The organism is Streptomyces lothianensis, from assembly GCF_047779955.1.
Lineage (GTDB): Bacteria > Actinomycetota > Actinomycetes > Streptomycetales > Streptomycetaceae > Streptomyces.
Map to the genome: position 1 here is coordinate 45,569 of NZ_JBLMKT010000068.1, position 26,309 is coordinate 71,877.

Genomic DNA, 26,309 nt, shown 5'->3' on the forward strand with positions numbered 1-26,309 from the left:
GAAAGCTAACCTACTCACGTGAGCAACCCTGAGTCCGACGAGACCGGCCCCCTCCTCGGGCCCGCCGACATCCGTGAGCTGGCCGCCGCCCTCGGGGTGCGCCCCACCAAGCAGCGCGGCCAGAACTTCGTCATCGACGCCAACACCGTCCGCCGTATCGTCCGCACCGCCGGCGTACGCCCCGACGACGTCGTCGTCGAGATCGGCCCCGGACTCGGCTCCCTCACGCTCGCCCTCCTCGAGGCGGCCGACCGGCTCACGGCCATCGAGATCGACGACACGCTCGCCGCCGCGCTGCCCTCCACCATCGCCGCCCGGATGCCGCAGCGCGCCGAGCGCTTCGCGCTGGTGCACTCGGACGCGATGCTCGTCGAGGAGCGGCAGCTCCCGGGCCCGCCGCCGACCGCCCTGGTCGCGAACCTCCCGTACAACGTCGCCGTCCCCGTGCTCCTGCACATGCTGGCGACGTTCCCGAGCATCGAACGCACCCTCGTCATGGTGCAGTCCGAGGTCGCCGACCGCCTCGCCGCCCGCCCGGGCAACAAGGTGTACGGCGTGCCGTCCGTGAAGGCCAACTGGTACGCGGAGGTCAAGCGCGCGGGCGCGATCGGCCGCAATGTCTTCTGGCCCGCGCCGAACGTCGACAGCGGCCTCGTCTCCCTCGTGCGCCGCAGCGAGCCGGTGCAGACGAGTGCGAGCCGCGAGGAGGTCTTCGCGGTCGTGGACGCCGCGTTCGCCCAGCGCCGCAAGACGCTGCGCGCCGCCCTCGCGGGCTGGGCCGGTTCCGCCGCGGCCGCCGAGACGGCCCTGGTCGCGGCCGGGATCTCGCCGAAGGCGCGCGGCGAGGCGCTGACCGTCGAGGAGTTCGCCCGGATCGCGGAGCACAAGGGTGCGGAGGCCGCCGCGTGAGCATCACCGTACGCGTGCCCGCGAAGGTCAACGTGCAGCTCGGGGTCGGCCCCGCCCGGCCCGACGGCTTCCACGACCTGGCGAACGTCTTCCTGGCCGTCGGCCTGTACGACGAGGTCACGGCCACCCCGGCCGCCGAACTGAAGATCACCTGCGCGGGCCCGGACGCCCACCAGGTCCCGCTCGACCACTCCAACCTGGCGGCCCGCGCGGCCCTCGCCCTCGCCGAACGGCACGGCATCTCCCCGGACGTGCATCTGCACATCGACAAGGACATCCCCGTCGCCGGCGGCATGGCGGGCGGCTCGGCGGACGGCGCGGGCGCACTGCTGGCCTGCGCCGAACTGTGGGGGACCGGCTCCTCCCGCTCCGAACTCCTCGACCTCTGCGCGGACCTCGGCAGCGACGTGCCGTTCTCGCTGCTCGGCGGCGCCGCGCTCGGCACCGGCCGCGGCGAACTGCTCGAACCGCTGCCGGTGGGCGGCGTCTTCCACTGGGTCTTCGCGCTCGCCGACGGCGGCCTTTCCACGCCCGCGGTGTACGCCGAGTTCGACCGCCTCGCCGCGGGCCGGAAGGTGCCTTCACCGGTCGCGTCCCCGGCCCTCCTCGCGGCCCTGCGCGAAGGCGATGCGACGGCCCTCGCCGCGCACCTCGCCAACGACCTGCAGCCCGCGGCGCTCTCCCTCTTCCCCGCCCTGTCGAGCACCCTGTCGACGGGTACGGAGGCGGGCGCCCTCGCCGCCCTGGTCTCGGGCTCGGGCCCGACGACGGCCTTCCTCGCCGACTCCGCACAGTCCGCCGAGTCGGTCGCCGCGGCCCTGCGCGCCTCGGGAACCTGCCGAGCGGTACGGGTCACCTCCGGCCCGGCACCGGGCGCGACGCTGGTGTGAACCGCCCGGCGCGCGGGCGCCGCCGGCACGCCGTACTCACCCCGATCTGAGTACGAGCACCCTCACCCCGCCCCACCGCCCGGCGCGACGGTGGTGCCATGGCATCCACCGCGCGCGAACTGGCAGCGAAGACCCCGGTGACCCGGGACCGGTACATGGACCTGCTGCGGGTCGCCTCCCTCGCCACCGTCGTCCTCGGACACTGGCTGATGGCCGCCGTCAGCACCGGCGACACCGGCCGCGTCGAGATCGGCAACCTGCTCGCCGTCGTCCCCGGACTGCAGGTACTCACCTGGGTGCTGCAGATCATGCCGGTGTTCTTCTTCGTCGGCGGCTTCTCGCACGCCCTGTCCTACCGCTCCCTGCAGCGCAGGAGCGGCGGCTCCCCGGTCTACGCGGCCTTCCTGCGCGCACGGCTGCAGCGGCTGCTGCGCCCCACCATGGTCTTCATCCTGGTGTGGGGCGCGGGCGCGCTGCTCGTCCAGCTCGCGGGCGCGGGCGGCGGTCTGCTCGACATGACGCTGCGGCTCGTCGCCCAGCCGCTGTGGTTCATAGGGATCTACCTGGCGATGGTGGCCTTCACGCCGCCGCTGCTGAGGCTGCACGAGCGCTACGGATGGGGCGCGTTCGGCGCGCTGCTCGCCGCGGCAGCCGCCGTGGACGTGCTGCGCTTCGCCGCCGGGGTGCCCTTCGTGGAGTTCCTGAACTTCGCCTTCGTCTGGCTCGCCGTCCACCAGCTGGGCTTCCTGCGCGCCGACGGCCGGCTGCGGCTGCGACTGCCTGCGCTGCTCGCGCTCGGCGGCCTCGCGGGCGCCGCGCTCCTGGTCGCCTTCGGCCCGTATCCCCTGAGCATGGTGGGCCTGCCCGGCGAGAAGATCTCCAACATGGCGCCGCCCACCCTGGCCCTGCTCTGCCACGGCCTGTGGCTGGTCGGCGCGGTGGAACTCGCGCGGCGCCCGGTGACGCGGTGGCTGGAGCGGCCGAAGGTCTGGCGGACGGTGGTCGCGGCGAACGGCGTCTCGATGACGGCGTTCCTGTGGCATCTGACGGCGATGCTCGGGGTGTACGGGGGGCTCCTCGCCCTGGACGTGGCGCTGCCGGAACCGGCCGCCGCGGCGTGGTGGACCCAGCTCCCGCTCCGGCTCGCGGCGGCGACGGTCCTCACGGCCGTCCTGGTCGCGGCCTTCCGCGGCTTCGAGAACCCGCCCGCGGCCCGCGCGGCCGCCGCGAACCCGCACACCGCCAACCGCACCCGGGCCTCGGGCAGCACCCCGGCCGCGACCCATACCCCGGACGCGACCCATACCCCGGCCGCGACCCATACCCCGGCCGCGGCCCGTATCCCGGTCTCGGCCCCTTCCCCGAACTCGGCCCGCACCACCCCGGCCTCGGGCCCGCTCGCCGTACTCGGCGTGACCCTCAGCCTCTTCGGCGTCCTCGGTGTCTCGATGGTCGGCTTCGGCGGCCTCCTCGAAGGCCGCTCGGCCCTCCTGATCGCCGTCCGGGTCACCGCCCCGGCCGCGGTCGCGATGGCCCTTGCGGGCTGGTTCCTGGTGGAACGGGCGGGCCGGGACCGCGCCTGAGCCCGGCCGCCGGGCGGCCGGGGATCACCGCCACGGCCCGCCACGGCGGCCGACTACGCTGGTAGGCCGACCCCAAGGTCGACCCACCCCCGCGTACAGGAGCGAAATGGCCGTCAACCTCGTCAATGTCGAGTCCGTGAGCAAGGTGTACGGCACCCGTGCCCTGCTCGACGGAGTCTCGCTCGGCGTCTCGGAGGGTGACCGGATCGGGGTCGTGGGGCGCAACGGCGACGGCAAGACCACCCTGATCCGGATGCTCGCCCGCCTTGAGGAGGCCGACACCGGCCGCGTCACCCACAGCGGCGGGCTGCGGCTCGGCGTCCTCACCCAGCACGACTCCCTCGACCCGGCGGCGACCGTACGGCACGAGGTGATCGGCGACATGGCCGATCACGAGTGGGCGGGCAGCGCCCGGATCCGCGATGTGCTGCAGGGCCTCTTCGGCGGCCTCGACCTGCCCGGCTTCCCGCAGGGCCTGGACACCGTGATCGGCCCGCTGTCCGGCGGCGAGAGGCGCAGGATCGCGCTCGCCAAGCTCCTGATCGCCGAGCAGGACCTGATCGTCCTCGACGAGCCGACCAACCACCTCGACGTCGAGGGCATCGCCTGGCTCGCGAAGCATCTGCGCGAGCGCCGGTCCGCGCTGGTGTGCGTGACCCACGACCGCTGGTTCCTCGACCAGGTCTGCACCCGCATGTGGGACGTGCAGCGCGGCGATGTCTACGAGTACGAGGGCGGCTACAGCGACTACGTCTTCGCGCGCGCCGAACGGGAGCGGATCGCCGCGACCGAGGAGGCGAAGCGGCAGAACCTGATGCGCAAGGAGCTCGCCTGGCTGCGCCGCGGCGCCCCGGCCCGTACCTCCAAGCCGCGCTACCGCATCGAGGCGGCCAACGAGCTGATCGCCGACGTACCGCCGCCGCGCGACACGAGCGAGCTGATGAAGTTCGCGAGCGCCCGGCTCGGCAAGACGGTCTTCGACGTCGAGGACGTCTCCGTACAGGCCGGCGACAAGCTGCTGCTCAAGCATCTGACCTGGCAGCTCGGCCCGGGCGACCGCATCGGCCTCGTGGGCGTCAACGGCGCGGGCAAGACCTCGCTCCTGCGCGCGCTCGCCGAGGCGGCCCGCAGCGAGGGCGAGCAGCAGCCCGCCGCCGGGCGGATCGTCGTCGGCAAGACGGTGAAGCTCGCGTATCTCTCGCAGGAGGTCGGCGAGCTCGACCCGCAGACGCGGGTGCTGCAGGCCGTGCAGCAGGTACGCGACCGGGTCGACCTCGGCAAGGGCCGCGAGATGACCGCCGGGCAGCTGTGCGAGCGCTTCGGCTTCGGGAAGGAGAAGCAGTGGACCCCGGTGGGCGACCTCTCCGGCGGTGAGCGGCGCAGGCTGCAGATCCTGCGGCTCCTCATGGACGAGCCCAACGTCCTCTTCCTCGACGAGCCGACGAACGACCTCGACATCGAGACCCTCACCCAGCTCGAGGACCTCCTCGACGGCTGGCCGGGCTCGATGATCGTGATCTCCCACGACCGGTTCTTCATCGAGCGCACCACCGACAAGGTGTACGCGCTGCTCGGCGACGCCACCCTGCGGATGCTGCCGCGCGGGCTCGACGAGTACCTGGAGCGCAGGGAGCAGGTGCTCGCGAAGGCCGCCGCCGCCACCGCGGCGGCGGCGCCCGCCGCACCCGCCGAGCCCGCGCCCGGGAAGTCGGCCGCCGAGCAGCGTGCGGCCAAGAAGGAACTGCAGAAGATCGAGCGACAGTTGGACAAGATCTCCGAGAACGAGACAAAGCTGCACGCTCAGATCGCCGAGAACGCCACCGACTTCGGCAAGGTCGCCGAGCTCGACACCCGGCTGCGGGAACTTGCCGGGGAGCGCGAGGAGTTGGAGATGCGGTGGCTGGAGCTGGCCGAGGACGCGTAGGAGGCGTACGGGAAGGCGCGTGGATCATCCGGATTGCCCACGCCCTCCTGGGCCGTGGCGAGCGCACCCTCCGGAGCCGTGGCGACCGCGCCCTCCGGGGTCGTAACGGGCTTATCACGGGCCGGTCCGCCCTTCGGAACAGGGCTGCGACCGGCCCGCTGCGCATGCTTGCCGGGTGATAGAAAGAACTCCCGCCGAAGTGAAGCAGAGTTGCGGGAACCATGCCCGATTCGCTCCTTTCCGGGGGGATTTCAGCCAGGTCGGTCCGGCCTTGAAGCCAACGGAATTGCGGGGGAGGCCGGTCGGGCAGCGGGTCCCGCGTGATGAGGTAGTCCGAACGATGAGTCAGCCGCCCCAGCCGCCAGGACCACCGTCGACGCCCCCGGGGGGATTCGGGGGACCGGAGCAGCCGCAGCAGCCCGGCACCCCGCCGCCGCCCCCCGCCCAGCCGCCGGGCCCGCCCCAGGCGCCCGCCCCGCAGCCCGGCTACGGCTACCCGCAGGATCAGGGCACCCAGCAGCCCGGCCCTCAGCAGCCCGGCCCCTACACGCAGCCCGCAGGCCCGTACAACCAGCCCGGCCCCTACACCCAGCCGCCGGGCCCGTACCAGCAGCAGCCCGGCTACGGATACCCGCAGCAGGCCCAGTACCCCGGCGCGCCCGCACCCGGCGGCCCGGGCGGCCCCGGCGGTCAGGGCGGCGGCTTCGGACGGTTCTTCAAGGGGAGGACCGGCGCGATCGTGGCGGCGGCCGTGGCCGGGCTCCTCGTCATCGGCGGCGGCGTCTACCTCGCGGTCGGCGGCGATGACGGGAAGAAGGAGGAAGAGGCCGCCAAGCCCACCGCGACCGGGAAGAAGGACCCCGACCCCTCCCCGTCCCCGTCCGTGGACGACGGCGACGGCAAGGGCACCGGCAAGCAGGACGGTTCCATCAACGAGGGCATCAAGGCGGGCGAGGTCCCGGCCTGGCTCGTGATGAACCAGACCGACCTGCCGGGCAACGGCTCCAAGATGTTCGACCTCTGGGTCCAGGGCGATGTCGTCGTCCAGGCCACGTACCGCGAGGTCGTCGCGTACTCGGTGAAGGACGGCTCCGAGGCGTGGAAGATCGACGTCCCCTTCGACATCTGCGACACCCCGAAGCACACCACCCCCGACGGCAAGGTCGTCATCGCGCACAAGTCGGGCGAGAGCGACCGGGCCAAGTGCTCGCAGCTGATGATGATCGACCTCGCCACCGGCAAGAAGGGCTGGACCAAGCAGGTCGGTGAGGGCGGCGCCTTCGACGGCACGATCACCCTCGACCTGGTGATCTCCGGTGACACCCTGCTCGCCGGACGCTCCCTGTCCGGCGTCGCCTACCGCGTCAGCGACGGCAAGCAGATCTGGGAGGCCAAGAAGGAGGACGAGGGCAACTGCTTCCCGTCCTCGTTCGCCGGCGGCGAGCGGCTGCTCGGCGCCGACTCCTGCGCGGCGAGCAAGCCCAACGAGCACGAGCAGCTCAAGGAGTACGACCCGAAGACCGGCAAGGTGAAGTGGCGCTACGCCTTCAAGAAGGGCTGGAGCGTCAAGCGCGTCTTCTCCGAGTCGCCGATCGTCGTCTCGCTGGTGAACCGCGAGGAGAAGTCCTGGGCCATCGCCGCCTTCACCGACTCCGGCAAGCTCCGCTCGCAGATCGACGGCGGCAAGGACAGCTTCCGCCAGCAGTGCGCCGGCCTCGGCATCGGCCGGGAGAACTCGCAGAGCTGCGACGGCATGGTCGCCGGCGGTGACACCTTCTACATGGCGACCGAGGCGAAGAAGTCCGGCGACTACAACCGCGTCAACGAACTCGTCGCCTTCGACCTCGACACCGGCAAGGCCAAGTGGCGCTCCAAGGTGGCCGACCGCCAGCTCCTGCCCCTGAGGACGGAGGGCACGGACGTCATCGCGTACGTCGACCCCACCTTCGACCAGGGCGGCCAGATCGTGAAGTTCGGCCCCAAGGGCGGAGCACCGGTCGTGCTGCAGAAGCACTCCAGCGGCGCGATGCGCGTGGAACGCTCCATGTTCAGCGGGCCGATGGCCTACGCCGACGGCCGGTTCTTCATGACCCCTTCGCGCCTGCTCGGCAAGGACGACGAAGAGCAGGCCCGCATGCTGTCCTTCGGTAAGTGACGCCGCCGGTGCCGCCGCATCACGGAACCCGGCCGTCCGAACCGACGGCCGGGTTCCGTACAGTCCCCGACTTCCGTATCGCTTGAGGTTGAAACCCATGTCACAGCCGCCCCAGCCGCCCAACGAAGGCTTCGGTGCACCCCAGGATCCGCCCCCGGGTGGTTTCGGCGCCCCGCAGGAGCCCGGTTACGGCTACCCGCAGACCCCCGCAGCGGGCCAGCCCGCCACCCCGCAGCCCCCGGCGGGCGCACCCGCGACGCCGCCGCCCCCGGCCGGACCTCCGTCGAGTCCGCCCCCGGGCCGGCCCGGCTACGGCTACCCGCAGCAGCAGCCCCCCGGCCAGGTCTACCCGACGCCCGCCCCCGGCCAGCAGGTCGGCTACGGGCAGCAGCCCGGCCAGCAGCCGTACGGTGCCCCGCAGCAGCCCTACGGCGGTTACCAGCAGCCGGGCACGGTCCCGATGGGCGGCATGCCCGGCGGTGGTGGCAGCGGAGGCCGCAAGAAGATCAGCGCCCAGGCGATGATCATCATCGCCGCCGTGGTGGCCATCGCCCTGATCATCGGCGGCGGCATCTTCATCGCCGCCCAGGACGACGGCGAGGGCGGCAAGAAGGACGAGTCCAAGCAAGGCCAGACCGACGGCGGCACGAAGGGCGGCGACGGCGAGGACGGCCCCCAGGGCGGCGCCGGCGTCGGCAAGGAGAAGAAGCCGGCCGGCCAGAGCCAGGCCCTCTTCAACGTGCCCTCGCCCGAGGTGAAGGGCGACAGTTCCGTCACCGTCAAGGGCTCCTGGCTGACCGAGAAGACCTACGCCAAGTCCGGCATGTACGAGGTCAGCGGCTACCAGCCCGACACCGGCAAGAAGCTGTGGACGATCCCGCTCGACGGCGAGATCTGCGCGGCCTCCGAGCACATCAGCCCCGACGGCATCACCGCCGTGCTCGCCAAGAGCGGCAAGCCCAGCGCGAAGGACAAGTACCCGAGCTGCACCGAGATCGTCGCGATCGACGTCGACAACGGCAGGAAGCTCTGGCAGGAGAACGCCAAGCCCGTCGACGAGGAACTGCGCTTCAGCCAGGTCACCGTCGGCGGCAACCTGGTCGCCGCGGGCGGCACCAGCGGCGGCGCCGCCTGGGACATCAAGACCGGCGGCCTCAAGTGGGAGCCGCGCGCCGGCGACAAGTGCAAGGACCAGGGCTACGGCGGCGGCAAGATCCTCGTCGCCATCACCCGCTGCGGCACCGACTTCCGCGAGGCGCCCCGCAAGGTGCAGCCGCTCGACGACAACGGCAAGCCGATCTCCTCGTACACCCTGCCCAGCGGCATCCAGTGGGCGCACATCCCGTCCACCGACCCGCTCGTCGTCGCCGTCGACTCGACCGACCAGCACAAGGGCCCGACGGACTACTTCGCGATCGACGCCAAGACCGGCAAGCTGCGCAGCAAGGTCGCCGTGGACCCCTCGGAGATCATGAGCCGCTGCGATGCCACCAACGTCGAGCCCTGCCGCCAGATGGCGGTCGGCAACGACCGGCTCTACCTCGCGACCCGCGAGCACGAGGGCGGCAGCAAGTCCTCCCGCACCAACGAGATCATCGCCTACGACCTGACGACCGGTAAGCCGACCGGCCAGAAGGCCGACGCGGGCGACCGCTACTCGATCTTCCCGCTGCGCATGGACGGCGAGAACATCATCGCCTACAAGCACCCGCCCTACGACAAGGGCGGCCAGGTCGTCAGCATCGACGGCAAGAGCTTCAAGCAGACGGTGTTCCTGGAGAACCCCGCCGACGAATCCGTACGCGATGCGGAGACCAGCTTCTCCACCTTGCACGCCGAGTACCTCTACGGAAACGGGCGTCTGTTCATCGCGGACGTCTACGCCAGCAGGTCCCGCTCGACGACCCGCAAGGACTACCTGATCGTCGCACTGGGCGTGAAGTAGCCCCGCCGGGCGCGCGGGTCTGCCCCGCGCGCCCGGCCACCGGAACGGCCCTGTCCCCGCAAGGGACAGGGCCGTTCCGCATCCACGCCTGCAAGGCATCGCTGTTACACCTACGAGGCATCCGATTCGCCCCGGTGGAGTGCTTCTGTGCAGTAGGGGGCGCGCATTGTCGAACAACCGTGTAGCTTCCGGGAGACGAGGGGCTGGGGGGCTCCGGTGCACGGATGTACGGGCAGGTCCACATGGGGGAATGGGGGAGGCTCGATGGGTGTGCGGCTGATGGTGGTCGACGATCACCGCCTGCTGGCCGAGGCACTCGCCTCGGCACTCAAACTGCGCGGACACCGGGTGCTCGCCGCCGCCGCACCGGCCGCGGGCGCGGCGGAACTCGTGGTCCAGCGGGCTCCCGAGGTCTGTCTGCTCGGCACCTCGACCCCGGCCGAACCGGGTGTCTTCGACCCGGTCGTGCGGATCAAACGGGAGCGCCCGCAGGTGGCCGTCGTGGTCCTCGGCCCGGTGCCCTCCCCGCGCGGCATAGCGGCCGCGTTCGCCGCCGGCGCCTCCGGCTACGTCCGCCACGACGAGCGCATCGAAGGCGTCGAACGGGCCATCGTCAAGGCCCGCTCCGGCGAGGCCGCCGTGGCGCCCCAGCTCCTCCAGGGCGCCTTCTCGGAACTCCTCAACCCGGCCGCCCAGCCCGACGACGAGGGCCGCCGCCTCCTGCGGATGCTCACCCCGCGCGAGGTCGAGGTCCTCCTCCGCATCGCCGACGGCGAGGACACCCGCCTGATCGCCGCGGGCATGGGCATCGCCCCCTCCACGGCCCGCACTCACGTCCAACGCGTCCTGATGAAACTGGACGTCGGCTCCCGCCTCGAAGCGGCCGCATTGGCGGCCCGCACGGGTTTGCTGGACCACGCGGGCCCGCTCACGCCTCCTGCGGACGCGCCCCCTCCTTGAGGAAATGATCGAACTCGCCCGCCCGGACGCCGCGCACGAACACCTCCCACTTGTGGCGGGTCGTGGTCACGACGGTGCCCGGGGCGGAGGTGGTGTGCAGGCGCACGAGGTTGTCGTCCCCGTGGACCACGGCGATCCGGGGGACCCCGGGGCCGATGTCGTGCGACCGGCCCCTGAGCGCCGCGAAGAACTGAGCCAGCGCCGCTGCGTCGGTGGTGAGTTCGACGCTGGGGTCGTCGCCCTCGCGGAGGCGGATGCGGTCATCTGAGGCAGCCGCCAGTTCGACGCAGTTGTTCCCGTCGCCACTGCCTGAGTAGGACGATTTCTGCCATGCGACGCCGTGGTCCATGCGTGCTTCACAGCTCCTTGGCCAGCCCGTGGATGAAGTCACGCGACTGTTCGGGGTCGAGCGATACGTCGACCATTCTATGGAAGCGTGTTCGAAATGCGCCGAGTTGAGCTTCGGAGTCGACGAACATGCTGCCTTGCGGTCCGTCGCGCACGACGGTGTCGAGGCGGCGTGTGGCGCCTCCCACGTACAACATCGAGCTGTCGGCTCCCGCGAATCCGTCCAGGTCGAACGGGATGACGCGTACGGTCACGTGATGCCTCTCCGCCGCCTCCAGGATGTGGTGGAGCTGAGCCCGCTGCGCCGCGCGGCCCGAGACGCGGATCCGCAGGGCGCCTTCGTGGATCACGGCCACGTACGGGGCGGAGTCGGGTCCGCCCAACACGTCTTGGCGCGCCAAGCGATGACGCACGCGCAAATCGACCTCGGTGGCCGTGAGTTCGGGCACCCGGGAGCCAAGGACCGCACGCGCGTACTCCTCGGTCTGGAGTGATCCGGGCACATGGAGAAACTCGACGTCCCACCGGAAGGTGGCGTGGTGGTCCAGCTCCGAGAGGTCCAGGAACACTGCGGGCAGCAAGCCCCGGTACTCCTCCCACCAACCTTGCGTTCTGTCGAGCGTCATCGCCACCAGACCGTCGACCAACTGGCGGTCCATGCAGTCGTAATGGGCGGCGAGGCGGCGGATCCGCTCTTCGCTCACTCCTGAGATCCCGGACTCTATCTGGCTCATCTGGGCCGAGTCGGTGCCGAGCAGCGCGGCCGCCTCCCGCGCTTTGAGGCCAGCCGCCTCCCGCAATTTGCGCAGCTCGGCACCCAGCCGCGCCTGCCGGGCTGTGGGCTGTCGCCTCTTCGCCATCTGCCCTCCGGACTTCAACAACCGTACGGGAGCGCCCCGTTCGGGTGCCAGATTACGGCAACCGGTTGCGCGGTCCCAAAGTTGTCCCCTACTTTCAGTGATGTACTGCTTGCGCAGCGGAAGCGCATTGGCCCGTCATGCCATGACGATGCCGACACTGCCACCGCCCCGCCCGCCGGTGCATCCACCCACACCACCGAGAAGGGCTCACGCATGCCTGAAACCGCACCCTGGGAGTACACCGTCTACATCCCCAACGACCCGCGCGCGGTGACGATCTGTCGCCGCACCTTACGGCTCGTCCTCGCCCTGCACGGGCCCGACGAACTCACCGAGATCGCCGAACTCCTTGCGGCCGAGCTGGTCACCAATGCCGTACGCCATACGAAAGGCCCGGCCGCGCTGCGGCTCCGCTGGGCACCGGGGATGCTGCGGATCGGCGTCTGGGACGCGGACCCGGCCCCTCCCGCACCGCCGCAACCACCGCACCCGGAGGCGGAACAGGGCCGCGGACTCGACCTCGTGCGCTCGTGCGCGGACGGCTGGGGCTGGTACCCGCTCGCCGACCGGGGGCGCGACCGCGAGCGCGGCGAATACGTGTGGTGTGACCTCGCTGCCGCTTGATCCGTTTACCCGATGAACGACGAAAGGGGGGATCAGTGGTCAGCTCACCGCACGAGACGATGCACCACTTCTTCCGCAAGGAAACGGCGATGATGGTGCGCAACTTCCAGCGCCTGCTCCACGTGCCGTTTCCCGAGGCCCGCGACATCGCGGTCCTCAACACGGACCTCACCGAGGCGACTCCCGTGGAGCGCCGCGTGGACACCCTGATGCGGGTGGACACGGACGAGGGCAACTACCTGTTCGCCTACGAGGCGCAGGGCAGGCGCGATGACTCCAAGCGCGGCAGCTGGGCGTACTACCTGGCGTATCTGTACGCGAAGTACGGCATCGAGCCCGTCCTGATCGTGCTCACCCAGAGCCGTTCAACGGCCAGATGGGCCGCACGGCCCATCAGGATCGGGCTCAAACAGTGGCCGTCGTTGACGGTCAGACCACTGGTGCTCGGTCCGGACAACGTACCGAGGATCACCGACGCCCGGCAGGCCGCCGAGGATCCGTCACTTGCTGCCTTCTCGGCGATTGTCCATGGCCGCGGGAGTGACGCCGCTGCGATACTGGAACCCCTCGCTGCCGCGTTGGAGACCATCGATGACGACAGCGCGAGTCTGTTCGCGCAGTTCGTGGAAACGGGCCTGGTCAATCCCCAGGCGAGGAAAATCTGGAGGGACATGATGGCGGAAGTGAGCTACTTCTTCCGGAATCCTGTGGCGGAGAAGTTCCGAGAGGAAGGCCGAGAGGAAGGCCGAGAGGAAGGCCGGAGCGAGGGCCGTAACGAGGTGCGGGCCGAGATGACCCTGCGCGTGCTTGAGATCCGTGGACTGGTCGTTTCCGAGGCCGTGCGGGCGAGGGTGCTCGGCTGCACGGATGCCGAGCAGCTCGCGGAGTGGTCGGACCGGGCTTTCCATGTGACGGACGCTGCCGACCTCTTCGTCCCTCATCCCGACTGACAGCCGAGCGCTGAACACCTTCCGGGGCCCGGTGAGTTCGGCCGAGCCCCGAGACGCCTGATGCTCAGTTCGCCCGCCGTGCCCCCGCCGATGCCACCGCCGTGAACATCCGCGGTTCGGTGAGGCCGTGTGACGCGAACGCCTCCGCCACCGACTTCGTGATCCGGTCCACGGACGCGTCCTCGGCCAGGACGATCGCCGAGCCGCCGAAGCCGCCGCCCGTCATCCGGGCGCCCAGCGCCCCGGCGGCGACGGCCGCGTCGACCACGAGGTCCAGTTCGGGGCACGAGACGCGGAAGTCGTCGCGCAGCGAGGTGTGGCCCTCGGTCAGGAGCGGGCCGATGCCCCGTACGTCACCGGCGTCGAGGAGCGAGATCACGCGCTGCACGCGGTGGTTCTCCGTGACGACGTGGCGGGTCAGGGCGCGGAGGTCGGCGGAGGAAAGACCGGCGAGTGCCGTGGGCAGGCCGTCGAGGGGCACGTCACGCAGGGCGGGTACACCCAGTTCGGCCGCCGCCCGCTCACAGCCCGCGCGCCGCTTGCCGTAGGCGCCCTCGCTGTGCGCGTGCTTGACCCGGGTGTCCATGACGAGAAGATGCAGGCCCTGGGCGGTCAGGTCGAAGGGCACCTGGCGGTGGGTGAGGTCGCGGCTGTCGAGGAACAGGGCGTGGCCCGCGGTGCAGCAGGCCGAGGCGGTCTGGTCCATGATGCCGGTGGGCGCGCCCACGTAGTCGTTCTCCGCGCGGCGGCACAGGAGCGCCAGCTCGGCGCGTTCCAGGCCGAGTCCGAAGAGGTCGTTCAGGGCGAGCGCGACGACGACTTCGAGGGCCGCGGAGGAGGAGAGGCCCGCGCCGGTGGGTACGGAGGACGCCAGGTGCACGTCGACGCCGCCCACCGCGTGGCCCGCCGCGCGCAGCGCCCACACCACCCCGGCCACGTAGTCGGCCCAGCCGTCCGAGGCCCCGGGGGCGGGCTCGTGCACCAGGACCGGTGCGCCCGGCAGATCGGCCGAGTGGGCCCGTACGGAGGTGTCCGCGCGGCGGCCGAAGGCGGCGAGCGTGGTGTGGGGGAGGGCGAAGGGCAGCACGAAGCCGTCGTTGTAGTCGGTGTGTTCACCGATCAGGTTGACCCGCCCCGGCGCCTGCCAGATGCCCGCCGGCTCGTACCCGTACAGCCGCCCGAACCCGTCGAGGACCGATCTCACGGCGTCGCGTCGCACTGCCCCGCCCCCACTCACGATTACCTGGACTGCGCGAACGCCCACGCGTCCGCGACGATCCCCGCGAGGTCCGCGCGGGACGGCTGCCAGCCGAGCCGCTCGCGGGCGGTGTCGGCGGCGGCGACGAGGACGGCGGGGTCGCCGCCGCGGCGCGGGGCCACGACCTCGGGGACCGGATGGCCGGTGACCTCGCGGACGGTGTCGATGACCTCGCGGACCGAGAAGCCGTTGCCGTTGCCGAGGTTGCAGATCAGATGCTCGCCGGAGGTGGCCGCGTCGAGCGCGAGGAGGTGCGCCTCGGCGAGGTCGGCGACATGGATGTAGTCGCGTACACAGGTACCGTCCGGCGTCGGATAGTCGTCCCCGAAGACGGAGATCGCCTCGCGCCTGCCCTGGGCGACCTGGAGGACCAGCGGGATGAGGTGCGACTCGGGGTCGTGCCGCTCGCCGCAGCTCCCGTACGCGCCCGCCACGTTGAAGTACCGCAGCGACACCGCGGCCAGGCCGTGTGCCGCGCACTCGCCGGTGATCATGTGGTCGACGGCGAGCTTCGAGGCACCGTAGGGGTTGGTCGGTGAGGTCGGTGCGCTCTCCGCGATCGGGACCTCGCGCGGTTCGCCGTACGTGGCGGCCGTGGACGAGAACACCAGCTTGCGCACCCCGGCCGTACGCATCGCCGCGATCAGCGCCATGCTGCCGCCGACGTTGTTCTCCCAGTACTTCTCCGGCCGCACCACCGACTCGCCGACCTGCGAGAACGCGGCGAAGTGCAGTACGCCGTCGTAGGAGGAATCCAGCCACTTGGCGGCATTGCGGATGTCGCCCTCGATGAACTCGGCGCCCGCGGGCACCCCTTCCCTGAAGCCCGTGGAGAGGTTGTCGAGCACCACCACCCGGTGCCCGGCCTCGACCAGATGCTGCGCCACCACGCTGCCGACATAACCGGCACCACCGGTGACCAGGTACTTCCCGCTCATGTACTCGCTACCTCCCGCAGTCGTTCAGCCGCGGTCTCCGGCGGTACGTCGTTGATGAACGCGCTCATGCCGGACTCGGAGCCCGCGAGGAACTTCAGCTTGCCGGACATCCGGCGGATCGTGAAAAGCTCCAGGTGCAGCGCGAAGTCCGCGCGCTCCACGCCGTGGCCGCCGAGCGCGGTGAACGGCGCCTGGTGCCAGGCCGAGACATACGGGGTCGGCGGCTGGTCCGGGCCGAAGATCCGGTCGAAGCGGCGCAGGAGTTCCAGATAGATCCGCGGGAACTCCGCGCGGGCCGGCTCGTCGAGCGCGAGCAGATCGGGGACGCGGCGCCTCGGGTACAGGTGCACCTCGTACGGCCAGTGCGCGGCGTACGGGACGAAGGCCGCCCAGTGCTCGCCCTCGAGGACCACGCGGCGGCCCTCGGACAGCTCCTCGGTGAGCAGCTCGTCGAAGAGGTTGTGGCCGGTCGCCGCCTTGTGGGCGCCGAGGGAGCGCAGCATCAGGGCGGTGCGCGGGGTGATGTCCGGATAGCCGTAGATCTGCCCGTGCGGGTGGGCGAGGGTCACGCCGATCTCGGCGCCGCGGTTCTCGAAGCAGAAGACCTGGGCTACGGACGGCAGATGCGAGAGCTCGGCGGTCCGGTCCGTCCAGGCGTCGAGCACGAGCCGGGCCTGCGCGGGGGAGAGGTCGGCGAAGGAGGCCTCGTGCTCGGAGGTGAAACAGACCACCTCGCAGCGGCCGGAGTCACCGGCGAGCGAGGGGAAGCGGTTCTCGAAGACCACGACGTCGTACGAGGAGTCGGGGATCTCGCTGAGCCGCCCGCCGCGTGAGGGGCAGAGCGGGCAGGCGTCGGCGGGCGGATGGTACGTGCGGTCGTTGCGGTGCGAGGCGATGGCGACGAAGTCGCCGAGCAGCCGGTCCGCGCGGATCTCGGCAGTGGTGGCGACGGGCGCGAGCGGGCGCAGGTCGGCCGCCTCGCGTACGACGTCGTCGCGCAGGTCGTAGTGGATGAGCTCACGGCCGTCGGCGAGCCGGGTCGAGGTCTTCTTCACGCGCCACCGCTCCCATCACGCCCCCGACGAACAGAACCGAACACAAAGAACCATGAATCAACACGATGGTCAATGGGTCGGGACGGGATGCCGGCCGGCACGGCCGGTCGACTTCCGCCGCACCCGCACCCGCACCCGCACCCGCACCCGCACCCGCACCTGCACCTGCACCTGCACCTGCACCCACCATGCGGACCACATCGGCCGCCCCGCGTCCACCAGTTCTGCAATAACCCTTCCGAAGCCCGCGCCCGTCCGTACGCTGATGCTCAGCACCGGTGGGGGCCGGTGTTCGCTCAGGGGGCGAGAAGTCGGGTACGGCGCCCGGAGCGGGGTAGCAGTCACCACACGGCGGCGGCCGTGGTGCGAGGTGATGCCCGCTCCGGACGCCGTACCTGCGCCGAACGCCCCTGCGGGGGGCCGGGGATCCGCGGTGACCGCCGCCTCGCCATCGCCCCGGAAGACGGAGCCTGGGGGTTTCACGTGGTTCGAATCCGGGTCCTTGTGGTCGACGACCACCGCATCTTCGCCGAATCGCTCGCCGCGGCCCTCGCCGCCGAGCCCGATGTCGACGTCACCGCCGTCGGCAGCGGTCCCGCCGCGCTGCGCGGCCTCGAGCGGGCGGCGGGTGAGGGGCGCCGCTTCGACGTGCTGCTCGTGGACGCCGACCTCGGCTCCGGTGTGCCGGACCCCCGGCTGCCGCCGCATGACGGCGCGGAGCCGGGGGCCGAGGGTTTCGTGGACGGCATCTCCCTGGTCGCAGGCGTCCGTTCGAGCCAGCCGGCGGTACGCACCGTGGTGCTCGCCGAGAAGGACGACCCGCGGCGCGCGGCACTCGCCCTGCAGGCCGGGGCGTGCGGCTGGGTCGCCAAGGACTGCTCGCTCTCCAGACTCCTGACGGTCATACGGGGCGTCCTGCGGGACGAGACCCATCTGCCGCCCGCGCTGCTCACCGGCGTACTGCGGGAGCTGACGGCGGCGCGCAAGCACCGCACCGAGAGCGAGCGGCTCGTCGAATCGCTCACGCCGCGCGAGCGGGAGGTGCTGCGGTGCATGGTGGCGGGGCTGGGGCGCAAAGCCGTCGCCGAGCGCCTCTTTCTCTCCCCGCACACCGTCCGGACCCATATGCAGAACGTGCTGGGCAAGCTCGGCGTCCACTCCACGCTCGCGGCGGTCGCGCTGGCGCGGCGGGCCGGGGTCGGACCCGCCGACCTCGAACGGCCGCTAGCCGGGGATGTTGTCGAACGGGGCGGTCAGCTGGCGTAGCAGGCCGGCGAGCTCGCCGCGCTGGGCGCGGGAGAGCTCCGCGAGGATCGCCCGCTCCTGGGCGAGGAGACCCGCGAGCGCCTGGTCCGCGCGGTCGCGGCCCTCCGGGGTCAGACGGACGAGGACGCCGCGCCGGTCGCTCGGGTCCGGCAGCCGCTCCACCAGGCCCTTCTTGGCCAGGCGGTCGATGCGGTTGGTCATCGTGCCGGAGGTGACGAGGGTCTGCTGCAGGAGCTGGCCGGGGGAGAGCTGGTAGGGGGCGCCCGCGCGGCGCAGTGAGGTGAGCACGTCGAACTCCCAGGGTTCGAGCTGGTGCTCGGAGAAGGCGAGGCGGCGTGCGCGGTCGAGGTGGCGGGCGAGCCTGCTCACGCGGCTCAGCACCTCGAGTGGTTCCACGTCGAGGTCCGGGCGCTCTCGGCGCCATGCCGCGACCAGCCTGTCGACCTCGTCCTCCATGGCGATCAGTGTAAGGGGTTCCTCGATGTGAAGTCTCTTGATATCAAATATCTTGACGTGGAGAGATATTTCGGCTTCGCTTGGGGCAGGGTCGCCCAGCAGGCGACGGCGACCCTCACCGTCCCCCCTCTGTGTCCTCACGTACCAGGCAGGGAGCTCGAACATGCACAGTGCACCAGCCGCACCAACCTGGGACCCCCAGCAGTACCTGCGCCACTCGGGCCACCGGACGCGACCCTTCCACGACCTCCTCGCACGCATACCCGATCTCCCGGACACCGGGGGCACGCCGCTGCGCATAGCCGACCTCGGCTGCGGGCCCGGCAACGTCACCGCGCAGCTCGCCGAACGCTGGCCCACCGCGCACATCACCGGCTACGACAACTCGCCCCAGATGCTGGCGAAGGCCCGGAGATACGCGGGCCCCACCAGCGGCGGAGGCTCCCTGGACTTCCGGCACGGCGACGCCGCGCACTGGAGACCCGACGGCATCCACGACCTGATCGTCTCCAACGCGGCACTGCAGTGGGTGCCCGGGCACCCCGAGTCCTTCCCGGCATGGATCGAACAGCTGCGTCCCGGCGGCACCCTCGCCTTCCAGGTCCCCGGCAACTTCACCTCGCCCAGCCACGCGCTGCTCGGCGAACTCTGCGAATCGCCGAAATGGCGGGACCGGCTCGGGGAGCACGGGCGGCGCTTCGTGCACATCCTCGAACCGGCCGAATACCTGATCCGGCTGACCGACCTCGGCTGTGCGGTGGACGTCTGGGAGACGACCTACGCCCAGCTCCTCGCCGGCGAGGACCCGGTCCTCGACTGGGTCAAGGGCACGGCCCTCAGACCCGTCCTCACGGAACTCGCCTCCGACCCGGACGCGACCCGCGACTTCCTCACCGAATACCGCGACCTCCTCCGCAAGGCCTACCCCCCGGGCCCCCACGGAACGGTCTTCCCCTTCCGCCGCATCTTCGCGGTGGCCCGCAAGCGGGTGGGGTGAGCGGCATGCTGATCGCCGTCGATCACGTACAGCTCGCTGCTCCGCCCGGGAGCGAGGGCGCGCTGCGGGGGTTCTACGCAGAGGTGCTCGGGATGCGGGAGGTGCCGAAGCCGCCCGTGCTCGCCGCGCGGGGCGGGTGCTGGTTCTCGGCCGGGGACGTGCAGCTGCACCTCGGCGTCGAGGACGGCTTCCGGCCCGCGCGGAAGGCGCATCCCGGGCTGCGGGTACGGGACATCTCCGCGTACGCCGAGCGGCTGGCGTCCCACGGGGTGCGGGTCACCTGGGACGACGCCCTGCCGGGGCGGCGGCGCTTCTACGCCGAGGATCCGGTCGGCAACCGTTTGGAGTTCCTGGAGGAGTGAGTCTTCCCCCACCCCGCCCCTTCCCGAAACCGGGGGCCTGCGCCCCCTGGACCTGAAAATTCAGCCCCGCCGGCGATTGAGGCGATCCGAGCGGAGCTCGGATGGGGGGTCCGGGGCGGAGCCCCGGGAAACGGTGAAAGGGCGGGGCGGGGAGAAATCAGCTCTTGCGGTGGCCTATCAGGCGCGGGTTCGGTTCCAGGTTGCCCAGGCCGTGCCAGGCCAGGTTGACCAGGTGCGCGGCCACTTCCGCCTTCTTCGGCTTGCGGGTCGTCAGCCACCACTGGCCCGTCAGGGCCACCGAACCCACCAGCGCCTGGGAGTACAGCGGCGCGAGCTTCGGATCGAAGCCGCGCGCCTTGAACTCCATGCCCAGGATGTCCTCGACCTGCGTGGCGATATCGGAGATCAGCGAGGCGAACGTCCCCGTGGACTGCGCGACCGGCGAGTCCCGCACGAGGACCCGGAACCCGTCCGTGTACTCCTCGATGTAGTCGAGCAGCGCGAACGCCGCCTGCTCGCACAGCTCCCGCGGATGCCCGGCCGTGAGCGAACTCGTCACCATGTCGAGCAGCCGCTGCATCTCCCGGTCGACCACCACCGCGTACAGGCCCTCCTTGCCGCCGAAGTGCTCGTACACGACCGGCTTGGACACCCCGGCCTTCGCGGCGATCTCCTCGACGCTCGTCCCCTCGAAGCCCTTCTCGGCGAACAGCGTCCGCCCGATGTCGAGGAGCTGCTGCCGGCGCTCCGCCCCGGTCATCCGCGTCCTGCGCGTCCGCCGGGCCTTTTCGCCGCCGCTGCCTGAACTGCTTGATTCGTCGCCCACGACATCCATCATGCCGCGTCGGCGGCCGTCGGCCTGCGCCGGGACGCGACGCGGTCGGCGGACGGCCAGCGCACGTCGTACGCCCAGCCCAGCTGCTCGCACCAGCGGATGATCCGCGCCGAGGAGTCCAGCTGCCCGCGCATCACACCGTGCCGCGCGGCGGTCGGGTCGGCGTGGTGCAGGTTGTGCCAGGACTCGCCGCAGGACAGGACCGCCAGCCACCACACGTTCCCGGAGCGGTCACGGGATTTGAAGGGGCGCTTGCCGACGGCGTGGCAGATCGAGTTGATCGACCAGGTGACGTGGTGCAGCAGCGCGACCCGCACCAGCGAGCCCCAGAAGAACGCCGTGAACGCACCCCACCACGACATCGTGACCAGACCGCCCACCAGCGGCGGGACGGCGAGGGACAGGATCGTCCACCAGACGAAGTCGCGGGAGATGCGGCGGATCGCCGGGTCCTTGATCAGGTCCGGGGCGTACTTCTCCTGCGGCGTCTGCTCCTCGTCGAACATCCAGCCGATGTGCGCCCACCACAGCCCCTTCATCAGGGCCGGCACGCTCTCCCCGAACCGCCACGGCGAATGCGGGTCACCCTCCGCGTCGGAGAACTTGTGGTGCTTGCGGTGATCGGCCACCCAGCGCACGATCGGCCCCTCGACCGCCATCGAACCGGCGATCGCGAGCGCGATCCGCAGCGGGCGCTTCGCCTTGAAGGAACCGTGCGTGAAGTAGCGGTGGAATCCGATCGTCACCCCGTGACAGCCCAGGTAGTACATGAAGACGAGCAGAGAGATGTCCAGCCAGCTCACCCCCCAGCCCCAGGCCAGCGGCACGGCGGCGATCAGCGCGAGGAACGGGACCGTGATGAAGAGCAGCAGGGCGACCTGTTCGAGTGAGCGCTTCCGGTCGCCGCCGAGCGTCGCCGAAGGCAGCGGGGCGGCGCCTGCCGGATCCTCGGTCTTGTCGTCGAGCAGTTCCGAGCTCGTGGCCATGGGCGTTTCCCTGTGATGTGTGATGCGGAATGGGCCGGTCATACGCCGTGTTCCCGGACTTACGGGCCCGTAACCTACGGCGACGTAAGTATGGCAGCGGCCTGGCCCCGGACAAGCGAACCCCGGCACGAACACCGGTCTCGATCGGGCATCCATCGGGCATCGTCCGCGGATGTCTATCCTGGTGGCGTCGGACAGCGTGGTCCGCAATGAGCCTTCCCCTCACTGCAAGGAGCCGCACCTGTGAGCAGTGCCGACCACCAGACCGCCGCCGAGCTGCGCGCCGACATCCGCCGACTGGGCGATCTGCTCGGCGAGACGCTCGTACGCCAGGAGGGCACCGAGCTCCTCGATCTCGTCGAACAAGTCCGCGCCCTCACCCGCAGTGACGGCGAGGCCGCAGCCCGGCTGCTCGGCGAGACCGAACTGGAGACCGCGGCCAAGCTGGTGCGCGCCTTCTCCACGTACTTCCATCTCGCCAACGTCACCGAGCAGGTGCACCGAGGCCGCGAGCTGCGCGTCCGCCGCGACGTCGAGGGCTCCACCCTCGCCCGCACCGCCGACCTGCTCAAGGACGCCGACGGCGCCCACCTGCGCCGCACCGTCGAGCACCTCAACGTGCGCCCCGTCTTCACCGCGCACCCCACAGAGGCCGCCCGCCGCTCCGTCCTCACCAAGCTCCGCCGCATCGCCGAGCTCCTCGAATCCTCCGGCGACCAGGCCGACCGCCGCCGTCTCGACCTGCGCCTGGCCGAGAACATCGACCTCGTCTGGCAGACCGACGAGCTGCGCGTCGTACGCCCCGAACCGGCCGACGAGGCCCGCAACGCGATCTACTACCTCGACGAACTGCACGCCGGCGCCGTCGGCGACGTCCTGGAGGACCTCACCGCGGAACTGGAACGCATCGGCGTCGACATGCCCCCGGGCACCCGCCCGCTGACCTTCGGCACCTGGATCGGCGGCGACCGCGACGGCAACCCCAACGTCACCCCCGCCGTGACCTGGGACGTCCTGATCCTGCAGCACGAGCACGGCATCACCGACGCCCTCGAACTCGTCGACCAGCTGCGCAGCCTGCTCTCCAACTCCATCCGCTACACCGGAGCCACCGAGGAACTCCTCGCCTCCCTGCAGGCCGACCTGGAGAACCTCCCGGAGATCAGCCCCCGCTACAAGCGGCTCAACTCCGAGGAGCCCTACCGGCTCAAGGCCACCTGCGTACGCCAGAAGCTCGTCAACACCCGCGAACGCCTCGCCCGCGGCACCGCGCACGAGCCCGGCCGCGACTACCTCGGCACCCGCGAACTCCTCGCGGACCTCACCCTCCTGCAGACCTCCCTGCGCGAACACCGCGGCGCCCTCTTCGCCGACGGCCGCATGGACCGCATCATCCGCACCCTCGCCGCCTTCGGCCTCCAGCTCGCCACCATGGACGTCCGCGAACACGCCGACGCCCACCACCACGCCCTCGGCCAGCTCTTCGACCGGCTCGGCGAGGAATCCTGGCGCTATGCCGACATGCCGCGCGACTACCGGCAGAAGCTCCTCGCCAAGGAACTGCGCTCCCGCCGCCCGCTCGCCCCGTCCCCCGCCCCGCTCGACGCGGACGGCGAGAAGACCCTCGGCGTCTTCTCCACCGTCAAGCGGGCCCTGGAGGTCTTCGGCCCCGAGGTCGTCGAGTCCTACATCATCTCGATGTGCCAGGGCGCCGACGACGTCTTCGCCGCCGCCGTCCTCGCCCGCGAGGCCGGACTCGTCGACCTGCACGCCGGCTGGGCGAAGATCGGCATCGTGCCGCTCCTGGAGACCACCGACGAGCTGCGCGCCGCCGACGTCATCCTCGACGAGATGCTCGCCGACCCCTCGTACCGCCGCCTGGTCTCCCTGCGCGGCGACGTGCAGGAGGTCATGCTCGGCTACTCCGACTCCTCCAAGTTCGGCGGCATCACCACCAGCCAGTGGGAGATCCACCGCGCCCAGCGCCGGCTGCGCGACGTCGCCCACCGCTACGGCGTACGGCTGCGCCTCTTCCACGGCCGCGGCGGCACCGTCGGCCGCGGCGGCGGCCCCTCGCACGACGCGATCCTCGCCCAGCCCTGGGGCACCCTGGAGGGCGAGATCAAGGTCACCGAGCAGGGCGAGGTCATCTCCGACAAGTACCTCGTGCCCTCGCTCGCCCGCGAGAACCTCGAACTGACCGTCGCCGCCACCCTGCAGGCCTCCGCCCTGCACACCTCGCCGCGCCAGTCCGACGAGGCACTCGCCCGCTGGGACGCCGCCATGGACACCGTCTCCGAGGCCGCGCACGCCGCCTACCGGGGGCTCGTCGAAGACCCCGGCCTGCCCGCGTACTTCCTCGCCTCCACCCCGGTCGACCAGCTCGCCGACCTGCACCTGGGCTCGCGGCCGTCGCGCCGCCCCGGTTCCGGCGTCTCCCTGGACGGCCTGCGCGCCATCCCCTGGGTCTTCGGCTGGACCCAGTCACGGCAGATCGTGCCCGGCTGGTTCGGCGTCGGCTCCGGCCTCAAGGCCCTGCGCGAGGCGGGCCTCGACACGGTCCTCGACGAGATGCACGAGCACTGGCACTTCTTCCGCAACTTCCTCTCCAACGTCGAGATGACGCTCGCGAAGACGGACCTGCGGATCGCCCAGCACTACGTCGACACCCTGGTGCCCGACGAGCTGAAGCACATCTTCGACGTGATCAAGGCCGAGCACGACCTGACCGTGCGCGAGGTCCTGCGCATCACCGGCGGCGAGCAGCTGCTCGACAGCAACCCCGTGCTCCAGCAGACCTTCGCCATCCGCGACGCCTACCTCGACCCGATCTCCTACCTCCAGGTCGCCCTCCTCAAGCGCCAGCGCGACGAGGCCGCCGAAGGCCGGGAACCCGACGCACTGCTCGGCCGCGCCCTCCTCCTCACCGTGAACGGTGTGGCCGCGGGCCTGCGCAACACCGGCTGATCTGCCTGTCTTGGGGTGCCCGTACCGCCTGTGGCGGTACGGGCACCTTTGTTTCAGGCCTTATGTCCGCCTTGCCGGTCGAGAGTTGACCGCGCGTGGGGCGATGGCCAAGGATCGCCGCTGTGCCTGTCGCCCGAGCCGCATCCTCCGCCCGTACGCAGGCCGCCCTCGGCGCCGCCCGCACCACCGCGACCGCCGCACTCGCGGTCCTGCTCGTCATCGTCGGCGTCTGGACCTCCTGGTCCACCGCCCAGCACGTGCTCTTCACCAAGGGCCGCGAACGCGGCAACCTCACCATCACCCGCTGCGACGAAGACCGCTGCGCAGGCCGCTTCACCCCCCTGACACCCGGCGCCGAACCCCGCGCCGAGGTCACCATCGACGCTACCGTCGGCACCGAGAAAGGCGCCGAACTGCCCGTCGTCGTCAAACCCGGCACCGACCAGGTCGTCCGCACCGGCGGCGCCGGTTTCTTCCAGGCCTGGATGCCGCTCGGCGGCGCACTGCTCATGGCCGCCGTCGTCATCGGCGGCGGACTCCGCCTCACCCGTACCGCCTGGGCCACCGGCTGTGCCGGGGCACTGCTGCTGTTCGCCGCGTTCCTGCTCAGCTGACGCCGCCACCGAACCCCCCGACCGCGGCGGCGCGGCTCACGCGGCCACGCGGCTCACGTGTTGTACGTCGACTGCGCCCGCTCCAGACCCTCCGTCACCAGGGCCTCCACCGCATCGGCGCCCCGGTCCACGAAATAGTCGAGCTCCTTGCGCTCGGCCCCCGAAAAATCCCGCAGCACGAAATCCGCGACCGGCATCCGCCCCGGCGGACGCCCGATCCCGAAACGCAGCCGGTGATAGTCCGCACCCATCGCCTTCGTCATCGACTTCAGCCCGTTGTGCCCGTTGTCACCGCCGCCCAGCTTCAGACGCAGCGCCCCGAAGTCGATGTCCAGCTCGTCATGGACCGCCACGATGTTCGCCGTCGGCACCTTGTAGAAATCCCGCAGCGCCGTCACCGGACCGCCCGACAGGTTCATGTACGACATGGGCTTCACCAGCACCACCCGCCGGCTGCCCGGCCCCATGGGACCGATCCGCCCCTCCAGAACCTGCGCCTGCGCCTTCCCGTGCCGCTTGAACACACCACCCATGCGCTCCGCCAGCAGATCCACCACCATGAAACCCACGTTGTGCCGGTTGGCCGCATAGCCGGGACCCGGATTGCCCAGGCCCGCGATCAGCCAGGGGGCGGTGGCATCGGTCGTCATGCGGTTCGGTCTCCTCGTACGGCCAGAGCGGCGCAGCGGAACGGGTGATGGTCCAGACGAAACGGGGTGGTGGACCGAACCGGTCCACCACCCCGTCAGTCAAGCAGATCGCGAGGCTCAGGCCTCGGCAGCCTCGTCGCCCGCACCCTCGGCCGGGGCCTCCTCGGCCTGCGCGGCCAGGACCTGGAGGACGACCGCGTCCCCGTCGATCGCCAGCGTCGAACCGGCCGGCAGCGTGATGTCCTTGGCGTGCACCGCGGAACCGGCGTCCAGGCCGGCGACGGAGACGGTGACCGACTCGGGGATGTGCGTGGCCTCGGCCTCGATCGGCAGCGCGTTCAGCACGTGCTCGAGCAGGTTGCCGCCCGGGGCCAGCTCGCCCTCGGTGTGCACCGGAACCTCGACCGTGACCTTCTCGCCGCGCTTCACGAGCAGCAGGTCGACGTGCTCCAGGAAGCCCTTCAGCGGGTCACGGGTGACCGACTTCGGGATGGCCAGCTCGGTCTTGCCGTCGATGTCGATCGCGAGCAGCACGTTCGGCGTACGGACCGCCAGGTGCAGCTCGTGGCCCGGAAGGGTCAGGTGGACCGGGTCGGAACCGTGGCCGTAGAGCACACCGGGAACCTTGCCGGCGCGACGGGTGCGACGGGCCGCACCCTTGCCGAACTCGGTACGGATCTCGGCGGCGAGCTTCACCTCGGACATGGAGCACTCCTCGTAGAAAGAGAAAAGTTGTGGCGGTCACCCGGCCACAACGACTGGCCCGACACAGCAGGC

At 71.1% G+C, this 26,309-nt stretch carries 24 protein-coding genes; 14 read left to right on the forward strand and 10 right to left on the reverse strand.

The window, feature by feature from the left end; genetic code table 11:
* The first annotated feature begins 18 nt into the window (after positions 1–18).
* The 7 genes from rsmA (at position 19) to ACLF6P_RS23820 (ending at position 10,366) form a co-directional block, all read left to right on the forward strand.
* Positions 19–909, forward strand: coding sequence for a 16S rRNA (adenine(1518)-N(6)/adenine(1519)-N(6))-dimethyltransferase RsmA (gene rsmA / locus ACLF6P_RS23790; protein WP_415952747.1), 891 nt, complete (start codon positions 19–21; stop codon positions 907–909).
* Entirely contained in the window at positions 906–1,799 is an 894-nt protein-coding gene (locus tag ACLF6P_RS23795; protein WP_415952749.1) for a 4-(cytidine 5'-diphospho)-2-C-methyl-D-erythritol kinase, read from the forward strand. The genes rsmA and ACLF6P_RS23795 overlap by 4 nt, the downstream gene beginning before the upstream one ends.
* 98 nt (positions 1,800–1,897) lie before the next feature.
* A complete protein-coding gene (locus tag ACLF6P_RS23800) occupies positions 1,898–3,382 on the forward strand; it encodes an acyltransferase family protein (protein ID WP_415952751.1) in 1,485 nt (494 codons plus the stop codon).
* Between the two features lie 106 nt (positions 3,383–3,488).
* Positions 3,489–5,306: an ABC-F family ATP-binding cassette domain-containing protein gene (locus tag ACLF6P_RS23805; protein WP_415952752.1), complete on the forward strand. Its 1,818-nt coding sequence runs from the start codon at positions 3,489–3,491 to the stop codon at positions 5,304–5,306.
* Positions 5,307–5,646: 340 nt separating this feature from the next.
* Positions 5,647–7,461, forward strand: a complete 1,815-nt coding sequence (locus tag ACLF6P_RS23810) for an outer membrane protein assembly factor BamB family protein (RefSeq protein WP_415952754.1) — start codon at positions 5,647–5,649, stop codon at positions 7,459–7,461.
* A 97-nt stretch (positions 7,462–7,558) separates the two neighbouring features.
* Entirely contained in the window at positions 7,559–9,406 is a 1,848-nt protein-coding gene (locus tag ACLF6P_RS23815) for an outer membrane protein assembly factor BamB family protein (RefSeq protein WP_415952756.1), read from the forward strand.
* A 264-nt stretch (positions 9,407–9,670) separates the two neighbouring features.
* Complete coding sequence (locus ACLF6P_RS23820) at positions 9,671–10,366, forward strand: helix-turn-helix transcriptional regulator (RefSeq protein ID WP_415952757.1); 696 nt, start codon at positions 9,671–9,673, stop codon at positions 10,364–10,366.
* Here ACLF6P_RS23820 and ACLF6P_RS23825 read toward each other — a convergent pair.
* Positions 10,335–10,715, reverse strand: a complete 381-nt coding sequence (locus ACLF6P_RS23825) for a DUF397 domain-containing protein (protein WP_415952758.1) — start codon at positions 10,713–10,715, stop codon at positions 10,335–10,337. The two genes, ACLF6P_RS23820 and ACLF6P_RS23825, sit on opposite strands and share 32 nt — an antisense overlap.
* A gap of 7 nt (positions 10,716–10,722) precedes the next feature.
* Positions 10,723–11,574: a helix-turn-helix domain-containing protein gene (locus ACLF6P_RS23830; RefSeq protein WP_415952760.1), complete on the reverse strand. Its 852-nt coding sequence runs from the start codon at positions 11,572–11,574 to the stop codon at positions 10,723–10,725.
* Positions 11,575–11,787: 213 nt separating this feature from the next.
* Here ACLF6P_RS23830 and ACLF6P_RS23835 point away from each other — a divergent pair, with 213 nt between their 5' ends.
* Together ACLF6P_RS23835 and ACLF6P_RS23840 are read left to right on the forward strand one after the other, a co-directional pair.
* Positions 11,788–12,198 carry an ATP-binding protein gene (locus ACLF6P_RS23835; protein WP_415952761.1) on the forward strand — a complete coding sequence of 137 codons (411 nt, stop codon included), beginning with the start codon at positions 11,788–11,790 and terminating at the stop codon, positions 12,196–12,198.
* Positions 12,199–12,233: 35 nt separating this feature from the next.
* Positions 12,234–13,148: a hypothetical protein gene (locus tag ACLF6P_RS23840; RefSeq protein WP_415952763.1), complete on the forward strand. Its 915-nt coding sequence runs from the start codon at positions 12,234–12,236 to the stop codon at positions 13,146–13,148.
* A 64-nt stretch (positions 13,149–13,212) separates the two neighbouring features.
* On the opposite strand, the gene galK is transcribed toward ACLF6P_RS23840, so the two are convergent.
* The 3 genes from galK to galT are packed head-to-tail and all read right to left on the reverse strand — an operon-like array spanning position 13,213 to position 16,399.
* A complete protein-coding gene (gene galK, locus ACLF6P_RS23845; RefSeq protein WP_415952764.1) occupies positions 13,213–14,367 on the reverse strand; it encodes a galactokinase in 1,155 nt (384 codons plus the stop codon).
* Between the two features lie 20 nt (positions 14,368–14,387).
* Positions 14,388–15,344 (reverse strand): UDP-glucose 4-epimerase GalE, encoded by a 957-nt coding sequence (galE, locus tag ACLF6P_RS23850; protein ID WP_415952766.1) that lies wholly within the window; start codon positions 15,342–15,344, stop codon positions 14,388–14,390.
* Positions 15,341–16,399: a galactose-1-phosphate uridylyltransferase gene (gene galT / locus ACLF6P_RS23855; protein ID WP_415952768.1), complete on the reverse strand. Its 1,059-nt coding sequence runs from the start codon at positions 16,397–16,399 to the stop codon at positions 15,341–15,343. Before galT ends, galE begins: the two co-directional genes overlap by 4 nt.
* A 483-nt stretch (positions 16,400–16,882) precedes the next feature.
* Between galT and ACLF6P_RS23860 the strand changes: the two genes are divergently transcribed.
* The gene (locus tag ACLF6P_RS23860; RefSeq protein WP_415952770.1) at positions 16,883–17,665 is read left to right on the forward strand and encodes a LuxR C-terminal-related transcriptional regulator; all 783 of its coding nucleotides are present in this window, start codon (positions 16,883–16,885) and stop codon (positions 17,663–17,665) included.
* Here ACLF6P_RS23860 and tamR read toward each other — a convergent pair.
* Entirely contained in the window at positions 17,624–18,121 is a 498-nt protein-coding gene (gene tamR / locus ACLF6P_RS23865) for a MarR family transcriptional regulator TamR (RefSeq protein WP_415952771.1), read from the reverse strand. The genes ACLF6P_RS23860 and tamR overlap by 42 nt on opposite strands.
* Before the next feature lie 163 nt (positions 18,122–18,284).
* Here tamR and ACLF6P_RS23870 point away from each other — a divergent pair, with 163 nt between their 5' ends.
* Both ACLF6P_RS23870 and ACLF6P_RS23875 read left to right on the forward strand, forming a co-directional pair.
* Entirely contained in the window at positions 18,285–19,118 is an 834-nt protein-coding gene (locus tag ACLF6P_RS23870) for a trans-aconitate 2-methyltransferase (RefSeq protein WP_415952773.1), read from the forward strand.
* Between the two features lie 5 nt (positions 19,119–19,123).
* Positions 19,124–19,480 carry a VOC family protein gene (locus ACLF6P_RS23875; RefSeq protein WP_415952775.1) on the forward strand — a complete coding sequence of 119 codons (357 nt, stop codon included), beginning with the start codon at positions 19,124–19,126 and terminating at the stop codon, positions 19,478–19,480.
* Between the two features lie 157 nt (positions 19,481–19,637).
* Here ACLF6P_RS23875 and ACLF6P_RS23880 read toward each other — a convergent pair whose 3' ends face one another.
* Together ACLF6P_RS23880 and ACLF6P_RS23885 are read right to left on the reverse strand one after the other, a co-directional pair.
* Positions 19,638–20,315: a TetR/AcrR family transcriptional regulator gene (locus tag ACLF6P_RS23880; RefSeq protein WP_415952799.1), complete on the reverse strand. Its 678-nt coding sequence runs from the start codon at positions 20,313–20,315 to the stop codon at positions 19,638–19,640.
* Positions 20,315–21,301 carry an acyl-CoA desaturase gene (locus ACLF6P_RS23885; RefSeq protein WP_415952776.1) on the reverse strand — a complete coding sequence of 329 codons (987 nt, stop codon included), beginning with the start codon at positions 21,299–21,301 and terminating at the stop codon, positions 20,315–20,317. The genes ACLF6P_RS23880 and ACLF6P_RS23885 overlap by 1 nt, the downstream gene beginning before the upstream one ends.
* Before the next feature lie 243 nt (positions 21,302–21,544).
* Here ACLF6P_RS23885 and ppc point away from each other — a divergent pair, with 243 nt between their 5' ends.
* The gene (gene ppc, locus ACLF6P_RS23890) at positions 21,545–24,268 is read left to right on the forward strand and encodes a phosphoenolpyruvate carboxylase (RefSeq protein ID WP_415952777.1); all 2,724 of its coding nucleotides are present in this window, start codon (positions 21,545–21,547) and stop codon (positions 24,266–24,268) included.
* Positions 24,269–24,390: 122 nt separating this feature from the next.
* Positions 24,391–24,882, forward strand: coding sequence for a hypothetical protein (locus ACLF6P_RS23895; RefSeq protein ID WP_415952778.1), 492 nt, complete (start codon positions 24,391–24,393; stop codon positions 24,880–24,882).
* A 53-nt stretch (positions 24,883–24,935) separates the two neighbouring features.
* On the opposite strand, the gene pth is transcribed toward ACLF6P_RS23895, so the two are convergent.
* Positions 24,936–25,532 carry an aminoacyl-tRNA hydrolase gene (gene pth, locus ACLF6P_RS23900; RefSeq protein WP_415952779.1) on the reverse strand — a complete coding sequence of 199 codons (597 nt, stop codon included), beginning with the start codon at positions 25,530–25,532 and terminating at the stop codon, positions 24,936–24,938.
* A 117-nt stretch (positions 25,533–25,649) separates the two neighbouring features.
* Positions 25,650–26,237: a 50S ribosomal protein L25/general stress protein Ctc gene (locus ACLF6P_RS23905; RefSeq protein WP_415952781.1), complete on the reverse strand. Its 588-nt coding sequence runs from the start codon at positions 26,235–26,237 to the stop codon at positions 25,650–25,652.
* Between the last annotated feature and the right edge of the window lie 72 nt (positions 26,238–26,309).

Coding starts and splice junctions, on each gene's coding strand:
- ACLF6P_RS23805 (WP_415952752.1), top strand. CDS start 3,489: ATGGCCGTCAACCTCGTCAATGTCGAGTCCGTGAGCAAGGTGTACGGC.
- ACLF6P_RS23875 (WP_415952775.1), top strand. CDS start 19,124: ATGCTGATCGCCGTCGATCACGTACAGCTCGCTGCTCCGCCCGGGAGC.
- ACLF6P_RS23810 (WP_415952754.1), top strand. CDS start 5,647: ATGAGTCAGCCGCCCCAGCCGCCAGGACCACCGTCGACGCCCCCGGGG.
- ACLF6P_RS23885 (WP_415952776.1), bottom strand. CDS start 21,301: ATGGCCACGAGCTCGGAACTGCTCGACGACAAGACCGAGGATCCGGCA.
- galE (WP_415952766.1), bottom strand. CDS start 15,344: ATGAGCGGGAAGTACCTGGTCACCGGTGGTGCCGGTTATGTCGGCAGC.
- ACLF6P_RS23820 (WP_415952757.1), top strand. CDS start 9,671: ATGGGTGTGCGGCTGATGGTGGTCGACGATCACCGCCTGCTGGCCGAG.
- ACLF6P_RS23835 (WP_415952761.1), top strand. CDS start 11,788: ATGCCTGAAACCGCACCCTGGGAGTACACCGTCTACATCCCCAACGAC.
- ACLF6P_RS23880 (WP_415952799.1), bottom strand. CDS start 20,315: ATGGATGTCGTGGGCGACGAATCAAGCAGTTCAGGCAGCGGCGGCGAA.
- tamR (WP_415952771.1), bottom strand. CDS start 18,121: ATGGAGGACGAGGTCGACAGGCTGGTCGCGGCATGGCGCCGAGAGCGC.
- ACLF6P_RS23830 (WP_415952760.1), bottom strand. CDS start 11,574: ATGGCGAAGAGGCGACAGCCCACAGCCCGGCAGGCGCGGCTGGGTGCC.
- ACLF6P_RS23800 (WP_415952751.1), top strand. CDS start 1,898: ATGGCATCCACCGCGCGCGAACTGGCAGCGAAGACCCCGGTGACCCGG.
- ACLF6P_RS23815 (WP_415952756.1), top strand. CDS start 7,559: ATGTCACAGCCGCCCCAGCCGCCCAACGAAGGCTTCGGTGCACCCCAG.
- ACLF6P_RS23825 (WP_415952758.1), bottom strand. CDS start 10,715: ATGGACCACGGCGTCGCATGGCAGAAATCGTCCTACTCAGGCAGTGGC.
- pth (WP_415952779.1), bottom strand. CDS start 25,532: ATGACGACCGATGCCACCGCCCCCTGGCTGATCGCGGGCCTGGGCAAT.
- ACLF6P_RS23870 (WP_415952773.1), top strand. CDS start 18,285: ATGCACAGTGCACCAGCCGCACCAACCTGGGACCCCCAGCAGTACCTG.
- ACLF6P_RS23905 (WP_415952781.1), bottom strand. CDS start 26,237: ATGTCCGAGGTGAAGCTCGCCGCCGAGATCCGTACCGAGTTCGGCAAG.